Source organism: Streptomyces sp. NPDC001407 (assembly GCF_042895325.1).
Taxonomy (GTDB): domain Bacteria; phylum Actinomycetota; class Actinomycetes; order Streptomycetales; family Streptomycetaceae; genus Streptomyces.
On record NZ_JBIAWF010000008.1, the window covers coordinates 256,335 to 263,516 of the forward strand.

The 7,182-nt window shown below is 75.6% G+C and carries 7 protein-coding genes; 4 read left to right on the plus strand and 3 right to left on the minus strand.

Translation table 11 applies throughout. From position 1 onward, the window contains the following. Positions 1 to 199: 199 nt before the first annotated feature. The 3 genes from ACFY1P_RS14660 to ACFY1P_RS14670 all read right to left on the minus strand — a co-directional run bounded on the left by ACFY1P_RS14660 (position 200) and on the right by ACFY1P_RS14670 (position 4,160). The gene (locus tag ACFY1P_RS14660; RefSeq protein ID WP_390750789.1) at positions 200 to 2,500 is read right to left on the minus strand and encodes an NB-ARC domain-containing protein; all 2,301 of its coding nucleotides are present in this window, start codon (positions 2,498 to 2,500) and stop codon (positions 200 to 202) included. Positions 2,501 to 2,719: 219 nt separating this feature from the next. Beyond that, positions 2,720 to 2,962, minus strand: coding sequence for a chaplin (locus ACFY1P_RS14665; protein ID WP_361533614.1), 243 nt, complete (start codon positions 2,960 to 2,962; stop codon positions 2,720 to 2,722). 220 nt (positions 2,963 to 3,182) lie between these two features. Then, entirely contained in the window at positions 3,183 to 4,160 is a 978-nt protein-coding gene (locus tag ACFY1P_RS14670; protein WP_390750790.1) for a polyprenyl synthetase family protein, read from the minus strand. 224 nt (positions 4,161 to 4,384) lie between these two features. On the opposite strand from ACFY1P_RS14670, the gene ACFY1P_RS14675 reads away from it, so the two are divergent. The 4 genes from ACFY1P_RS14675 to crcB (ACFY1P_RS14690) all read left to right on the plus strand — a co-directional run bounded on the left by ACFY1P_RS14675 (position 4,385) and on the right by crcB (ACFY1P_RS14690) (position 7,076). Beyond that, on the plus strand, positions 4,385 to 5,761 hold the full coding sequence (locus ACFY1P_RS14675) for a styrene monooxygenase/indole monooxygenase family protein (RefSeq protein ID WP_361533620.1): 1,377 nt from the start codon (positions 4,385 to 4,387) through the stop codon (positions 5,759 to 5,761). Between the two features lie 144 nt (positions 5,762 to 5,905). Further along, entirely contained in the window at positions 5,906 to 6,373 is a 468-nt protein-coding gene (gene crcB / locus ACFY1P_RS14680; protein ID WP_361533623.1) for a fluoride efflux transporter CrcB, read from the plus strand. Continuing rightward, a complete protein-coding gene (locus ACFY1P_RS14685) occupies positions 6,370 to 6,717 on the plus strand; it encodes a DUF190 domain-containing protein (RefSeq protein ID WP_361533626.1) in 348 nt (115 codons plus the stop codon). Before crcB (ACFY1P_RS14680) ends, ACFY1P_RS14685 begins: the two co-directional genes overlap by 4 nt. Further along, positions 6,714 to 7,076, plus strand: coding sequence for a fluoride efflux transporter CrcB (crcB, locus tag ACFY1P_RS14690; protein WP_361533629.1), 363 nt, complete (start codon positions 6,714 to 6,716; stop codon positions 7,074 to 7,076). The genes ACFY1P_RS14685 and crcB (ACFY1P_RS14690) overlap by 4 nt, the downstream gene beginning before the upstream one ends. Positions 7,077 to 7,182: the final 106 nt, after the last annotated feature.

The window sequence follows — 7,182 nt, forward strand, 5'->3', positions numbered from 1 at the left end:
CCGAGACCTGGGCTGCGTGCCCCGGACCCCCGACTGCGGGCCGGTTGGCGCCTGCGGCGGGCTTTGTTCCCCTACCCCGCCCCTTCCCGAAACCGGGGCTGCGCCCCAGACCCCGCAACACGGCTTCGCCGCGTTGTCCTCAAACGCCGGACGGGCTGATTTGAACAAAGCGCCGCAGGCACCGGCGGGGGAACAAGAACTACCCCGCACCCCGAAGCCGCACCTCCACCCGCGTCACCCCCGCCGCATCGCCCAGCGCCTCGTACAACTCCCGCGCCCGCCCCAGAAAAGCGGCCGCATCACCACAACCCGCCCGCAACTCCAGCGCATCCGCGAGCTGAAGCGTCGCCCCCTCCCCCTCCATCACCGCGATGGAATCGTCCAAGAACTCCCGCGCCCCCGCCACATCGCCCCCGGCGAGAAGCGACTCGCCCAGACTCATCCGCACGCGCCCCTCGTTGTAGGAGTCACGCGGCTCCAGGGCGTGGAAGCGGGTGAGCGCGTGGCGGAGTTGGCCGATGGCTTCGGGGAAGCGGGACTGGCCGGTGAGGGCGCGGCCTAGGTGGTGTTCGAGGAGGGCAAGGGCGCGCGGGGCGTCCTCCGCGCCGTCGTCGTCCGGGCCGACCTCGTCCCAGATGGTGCGCGCCTGGCGAAAGCGCTGCTCGGCGTCCTCGTACCGCCACTGCCGCAGGCAGAGCAGGCCCAGGGACTCCACGGCGCTGGCGTGGCCCCGGTGGTGCCCGGCGGCGCGGTCGGCGGCCGCGGCTGCCGTCAGTTCGCGTTCGGCGTCGGCGAGGCGGTCGAGGCCCATGTAGGCGAAGGCGAGCTGGGAGCGCATCCGCCCCTCGGCCCGGGGTTCGTCCGTGGCGCGACGCCGGGCGGCGGCCACGCCCCTCACATGGGTGGCCACCCACTGCTCGTGGAAGCCGAGGCGCAGGTGCAGTGCCCACATCGCCTCGCACAACTGCCAGGTGAGCGCGTCGAATCCGTACTCCTCCGCGGCCCGTACGGCCTCGGCGAGGTTCTCGCGCTCGCGGGTGAGCTCCGCCAGGGCGGCGCGGGCGGCGGCGGATGACGCGGCGGGCCGCGGCAGCCTGTCGTAAGCGGGCCCGAGGTGCCAACGGCCGGGTATGACGCGGTAGTCGGCGGCCACCGCCATGTCCAGGTACCAGGTGATCACGCGCTCGACGGCGTCCCCGGCCGCCGCGCGGCCGTCCTCCTCGTGGGCCCGCAGCTCGGCGTGGCGGCGTACGACGTCGTGGAAGCGGTAGCGCTCGTCGCCGGCCGGCTCCAGGAGGCGGGCGCCGGCGAGTTCCGCGAGCAGGGCGCGGGCCTCGGCGGGTGTGATGTCCGCGGCCGCGGCCGCCGCGCCGACGGGGATCGTGGGCCAGGGGCACAGCCCGAGGAGCCGGTAGAGGCGGGCGGCCGCCGGGGCGAGGGCGCGGTAGGCGACGTCGGTGGCGAGGCGGGTGGGGTCGGCGGGGGCCGGGGCGGCCGGTCCGGGGCCGAGGGAGGCGAACTCGCGTTCCAGGCGCTCCCAGTCGACCTCCTCCCTCCCGGCCGCGAGCGCGCCCGTCTCGCACAGCGCCAGCGGCATGCCCCCGCAGCGCGCCGCCACCGCCTCGGCGTGCGCGCGCTGCGCGCCGGCCGGCTCCAAGCCGGCGATCCGGGTGAGCAGCAGCACCGCGTCGTCCCCCGCCAGCGGGCCGAGGCGCAGGACGCGCGCGCCGTGGTCGCGTACGAGCTCGGGCAGCCCGTGCCGGCTGGTGACGAGGGTCAGCGAGCCGGGCGCGGCGGTGAGCAGCGGGGCGACCTGGGCGGCCGAGTGGGCGTTGTCGAGGAGGACGACGAGCCTGCGGTCCGCGGTGCGGTCGCGGTAGAGGTCGGTCTGTTCCTGCTCGGTGGCGGGCACCCGGTCGGCGGGCACGCCGAGGCGGTGCAGGAAGCGTACGAGGGTCGCCGAGGGGGTGACGGCGGTGGCCGGGGAGGCGCCGCGGAGGTCGGCGTGGAGCTGGCCGTCGGGGAAGCGGTCCGCGAAGGCGCGGGCGAAGTGCACGGCGGTGGCGGTCTTCCCGACGCCGCCGGGGCCGGTGAGCACGACGATGCGCGGGGCACCCGCGGCGTCGGCGCCGGGGTCGTCGAGGAGGGCGGCGATGGCCTGCCGTACGGGCTCGCGGTCGGTGAAGGCGGCGGTGCCGGGCGGGAGCATCCGGGGGCGGGCCGCGGCGGGGCAGGCGGGCCCGGTGGTGTCGCGGAGCAGGTCGGTCTCGCGGAGCCAGGCGAGGAGGTCGCGGGCGAAGGCCGGTTCGCGACGGGCCTGTTCGAAGAGCCGTTCGGCGAGGTCGCGGCGGGCGGCCGCGTCGGTGGGGACGGTCGGCGGCCGGGCGTCGTCGGTGCCCCGGCCGCGGACGCGGCGGGCGAGTGCGGCGAGGCGTTCCGTGGTGCGCCGCCCCACTTCCGACGCGGCGCCCGACAGCGCGCCCGACGTCGCCGTGTTCACGGCTGAAAGCACTGCCGCCGTCGTGAACGGATCCACGTCTGCCCTCCCCGGAGTCGCGATCCGCCCACGCTATCGGGAAGATCGCTCCGATGGACGGCTTCCGGCCGGGGGCGGCTTCGCCGGCCGCGGAGGGCCGCGGCCGGCGTGGCGCCCGGGACGGGCCAGGGGCGCCACGCACGGTCCGGGACGGGTGCCCCGGTCAGGCCGCGTGGGTCGGGGTCACGACTTGTTGATGCAGGTGTTGCCGGACGCCGCGTTCAGCAGGCCGATGATGTCGATGCTGTTGCCGCACAGGTTGATCGGGACGTGCAGCGGCACCTGGATGACGTTGCCCGACACGATGCCCGGCGAGCCGGCGGCGACACCGCGGGCCCCGGAGTCGGCGACGGCCCCTCCGGTGAAGCCCGCGAGCGCGGCGCCGACGGTGGCGGTCAGTACGACGGTTTTGGCGATTCGAGACATGCGGAGACACCTTTGCTCAGTCGTTCTGGGAGGCACCCGACCGGTGACAGCCGGGGTGTGGCTCAACGCCTGATAGTCACAAAGGTTTCGTACATGGAGCGGACGGGTGACTCGGTACTTCACCTGCCACAACCGCCCATTTACGGCATTGGACCGGACGGCCGATCCGGTGTCCCCCACAGGGCCGGTGGCGCCCGATGCCCGCCACCGGCCCCCGGCCTCAGCCCTGCTCCGCGGCCATCCGCACGGCGAAGGCCGTGAGCTCCTCGGACCAGCCCGTCGCCAGCCGCGAGGAGGTGGCGATGCGGGTGGCCCGTTCGACCAGTTCGCGGATGTGGCGCTCGGCGATGCCGCGCTCCTCGCGCTCCAGGAGGATCTCCCGCAGCAGCTCGGCGTCCCAGTCGTACTCCGGGCCGCCGTCGAGGAAGCCGCGCAGCCGCCACGCGGCGTGCAGGGCCCGGGCGTAGGCGTCGAAGGTGATGTCGAGGTCGGGGCGGCCGGCGAGGGCGCAGCCCAGGCGCAGCGGGTGCCGTACGGCGTACCAGCCGGCCGTGCAGCCCCGGTCGCATCCCGATATGCACCGCCCCGGCCACGGGTCGTCGAGATACTCGGCGGCCATCGCCTCGTGGGCATAGGTGCCGACCACCCGCTCCAGGCGCAGTTCGTCCCAGAGCCGCCAGGCGGCGACGGGCAGCCGGGCCGCGAGCCGGTCGGCGAGGGTGAGGGAGAGATCGCCCGCGAGGTTCGCGGTGGACTCGCCGAAGCGCCCGGCGTCGCCCGCCCAGCCGTTGCGCTCGTGCTCGGCGGCGCGGCTGACATGGAGGGTGGGGATGCCACGGCGCAGAGCGGCGTTGTCGCGGACGTCGCTGCGGATGAGGGTGCAGGTGTCGAGGAGTTCGAGGGCGGCCGCGGCGTCGACCGCCTCCGCGGACTCGGGCCCCTCGGGGTCGCCGCCCGCCGCGAGGTAGCCGGTGAGCAGGATGACCGGGCGGACCCGGTCGATGCCCACCGCGACGAGCTCGGCGAGGGACTCGATCAGCCCGGCGCCCCGGGTGTCGGCGGTGCGCCAGCGCCGGTGTTCGTCGTTGAGGAGGCCGCGCAGGCGCTCCTCCACGCGGTCCAGCATGCCCGCACGCTGGAGTTGGGGGGCCACCTCCTGGGGCGCCGGCGAGCGCGGCAACCTTGGTTGCGCTGTCATCGTGTGCCTCCCTGGATCGGCTCCGGCCTGCGACCGGCCGGGCCGGCGGGTGCTCCGCCGCGCCGGCGGAGCCTGACCGGCCAGAAGGCTTCCCAGCCCAGCGCGCCGGAAGCGGTGGTTTCCTGCCATACCGGATCGAGCCACGCGCTCGGCGCCCGCCGCGGAATTCGGGGCTCCGGAGGCGGGGAGCGCGTGGCCTGGCGGCCGAATGAGGGTCTGCGCGCATGGCTCATATTGGGCTGTTGCGCGACGGTGCCCGGACCGGCAGGGGTCACCGGGCGGGCGTCGGTTTCCGGCAGGCCGTCTGTACAGCGCGCCCCGGCCGCCGCTACAAACGGGAGCCCGGGACGGGCGAGCGGGAGGCGACGATGCGCAGGATCGCGATTGTCGGCGCGGGCCAGGGAGGACTGCACCTGGCCCTCGGACTGGTTCCCGACCGGGGCTACGAGGTGACCGTCTACGCGGCCCGGACCGCCGACGGGGTCCGCTCCGGCCCGGTCATGTCCACGCAGCTGATGTACGGTCCCGCCCTCGCCCTGGAGCGCGCCGCGGGCCTGCACCTGTGGGAGGCACAGACCCCGCGGCTGGGCTCGCTGCGCATCACCACCGCGGACAGCGACCTCACCGCGCCGTTCGACGAGCCCGCGCAGTGCGTCGACCAGCGCGTGAAGACGGCGCGCTGGCTGGAGCTGTTCGAGGAGCGGGGCGGCCGGGTCGAGTACGGCACGGTGGAGCCGGAGCAGTTGGAGCGGATCGCCGGGGCGCACGACCTGACGGTCGTCGCGAGCGGCCGCGGACCGCTGTCGGAGCTCTTCGGCCGGGACGAGCGGCACAGCCCGTACGACCGCCCCCAGCGGATGCTGGCCGCCGTCTACGTGCACGGCATGCGGACCGGTCCTGACGCCGCCTGGCCGCAGCTGCGGTGCAGTCCGGTGGAGGGCGTCGGGGAGTTCTTCGCCATGGAGGGCACGGCGGCGGGCGGGCCGTGCGGGATGCTGCTGTGGGAGGCCGTGCCCGGCGGGCCCTTCGACCGCTGGCAGGACCGGCCAGGCCCGGACGCCGTGGTCGAGCGGACGCTCGGGCTGCTGCGGGACCACATTCCCTGGGAGTACGAGCTGTGCGCGGCCGCCGAGCCGACGGACGCGGGCGCCGCCCTCGTCGGTGCCGTCACCCCGGTGGTCCGGCACCCGGTGGCGCGGATCGCCGACGGCCGTCACGTCCTCGGCATGGCCGACGCGGTCGTCGTCAACGATCCGCTGACCGGCCAGGGCGCCAACTCCGCGGCCCGCTGCGCCGACAGCTACCTCCGGGCGGTCCTCGACCACGGCGACAAGCCCTTCGACCGGACGTGGATGCTGCGGACGTTCGCCGCCTTCTGGGAGCACGCCCGGCACGCGGTGACGCTCACCAATCTGCTGCTGACGCCTCCGCCCCCGCACGTGCGCCGGGTGCTGGCCGCGGCCCGGGAGTACCCGGAGGTGGCCCGCCGCTACGCCAACGGCTACGCCGACCCGGCCGGTTTCCAGGACTGGCTGCTGGACGCCGACCGCGCCGACGCCTACCTCGCCGCGGTGACCGGGCGGCCGGTGCCCGACGCCTGAGCGGCGCCGGGGCGGTGGCGGTAGCCTGATTCCCGGTGGCGGCCGCGGCCGCCGCGCGGCGGTGGGGCCCGCCGTACCCGAACCGCGGCACAGGCGCCGCCAACGGTCCCTACTTGCCGGCACTCTGCGAGTAGGAGGCTGATCATGGGCTCGTCACGAGCCGTCGCGGACTCTCCCCCGGTGACCGCCCCGCCCCCCGGGCGCCCGGCCGCGCGCGGGCAGTGGCCGGTCGTCTGCGCGGTGTCGCTGGGCGGTGGCGCCGGAGCGGCCCTCCGCTACGGCGCGGGGCTGCTGTGGCCGGCCGCGCAGGGCGCGTTCCCCTGGACCACGTTCCTGATCAACGTCGTCGGCTGCGCCCTGATCGGCGTGCTGCTCGTGGTGATCGCCGACCTCACCTCACCGCACCGGCTGCTGCGGCCCTTCCTCGGCACGGGCGTACTGGGCGGTTTCACCACGTTCTCCACGTACGCGGTGGACATCCGGCGCCTGGTGGGCGACGGCCGCACGGCGACCGCCCTCGCCTACCTCGCGGGCACCCTGCTCGCCGCGATGGCGGCGGTGTGGGCGGCGGCGAACCTCACCCGGCTGTTCCTGCGCCGGAGGGCGCGATGACCCTCCACGGCAACGCGCTGCGGCTGACGGTCGTCATCAGCGAGTCCGACACCTGGCACCACCGGCCGCTGTACTCCGAGATCGTGCACCGCGCCCACGCGGCGGGGCTGGCGGGCGCGAGCGTCTTCCGCGGCATCGAGGGCTTCGGCGCGTCCTCGGTCGTCCACACGTCACGGCTGCTGTCCCTGAGCGAGGACCTGCCGGTGTCCGTGGTGATCGTCGACTCCGAGGAGCGCGTACGGGCCTTCGTGCCCGCCCTGGACGAACTGGTCGGCGAGGGGCTGGTGTTGCTCGACGAGGTGGAGGTCGTGCACCGCCCGGCCCGCGGCGGGGCCGCCGGATGAACTGGCTGCTCGTCGTCGCCGGCGCCATGGTCGGCGCCCCCCTGCGCTATCTCACGGACCGCGCCGTGCAGTCCCGCCACGACTCGCTCTTCCCCTGGGGCACGTTCACCGTCAACGTCGTGGGCTGCACGGTCCTCGGCGTCCTGACGGGCGCGGCGGTCCCCGACCGCCTGTGGCTGTTGCTGGGCACGGGGCTGTGCGGGGCGCTCACGACGTACTCCACGTTCTCCTACGAGACGCTGCGGCTGTCGGAGGAGGGGGCTTCGGTCTTCGCGGTGGCGAATGTGGGGGCGAGTGTGTTGTGCGGGTTGGGGGCGGCGTGGGTGGGGGTGGCGGTGGGGGGTTGGCTGGGTGGCTGAGGGGGGGGGCCCCCCCCCCCCCCCCCCCCGCCGCGGGGGGGTGGGCCACCCCCCCCCCCCCCCCAAACCCGCCCCCCCCCCCCCCCCCACCCCCCCCCCCCCCGGG

What these genes read in the sequence shown, in the direction of transcription:
- ACFY1P_RS14665 (WP_361533614.1), bottom strand. Translation starts at nt 2,962, where the DNA reads ATGTCTCGAATCGCCAAAACCGTCGTACTGACCGCCACCGTCGGCGCC.
- ACFY1P_RS14670 (WP_390750790.1), bottom strand. Translation starts at nt 4,160, where the DNA reads ATGACAGCGCAACCAAGGTTGCCGCGCTCGCCGGCGCCCCAGGAGGTG.
- ACFY1P_RS14675 (WP_361533620.1), top strand. Translation starts at nt 4,385, where the DNA reads ATGGCTCATATTGGGCTGTTGCGCGACGGTGCCCGGACCGGCAGGGGT.
- crcB (WP_361533623.1), top strand. Translation starts at nt 5,906, where the DNA reads ATGGGCTCGTCACGAGCCGTCGCGGACTCTCCCCCGGTGACCGCCCCG.
- ACFY1P_RS14685 (WP_361533626.1), top strand. Translation starts at nt 6,370, where the DNA reads ATGACCCTCCACGGCAACGCGCTGCGGCTGACGGTCGTCATCAGCGAG.
- crcB (WP_361533629.1), top strand. Translation starts at nt 6,714, where the DNA reads ATGAACTGGCTGCTCGTCGTCGCCGGCGCCATGGTCGGCGCCCCCCTG.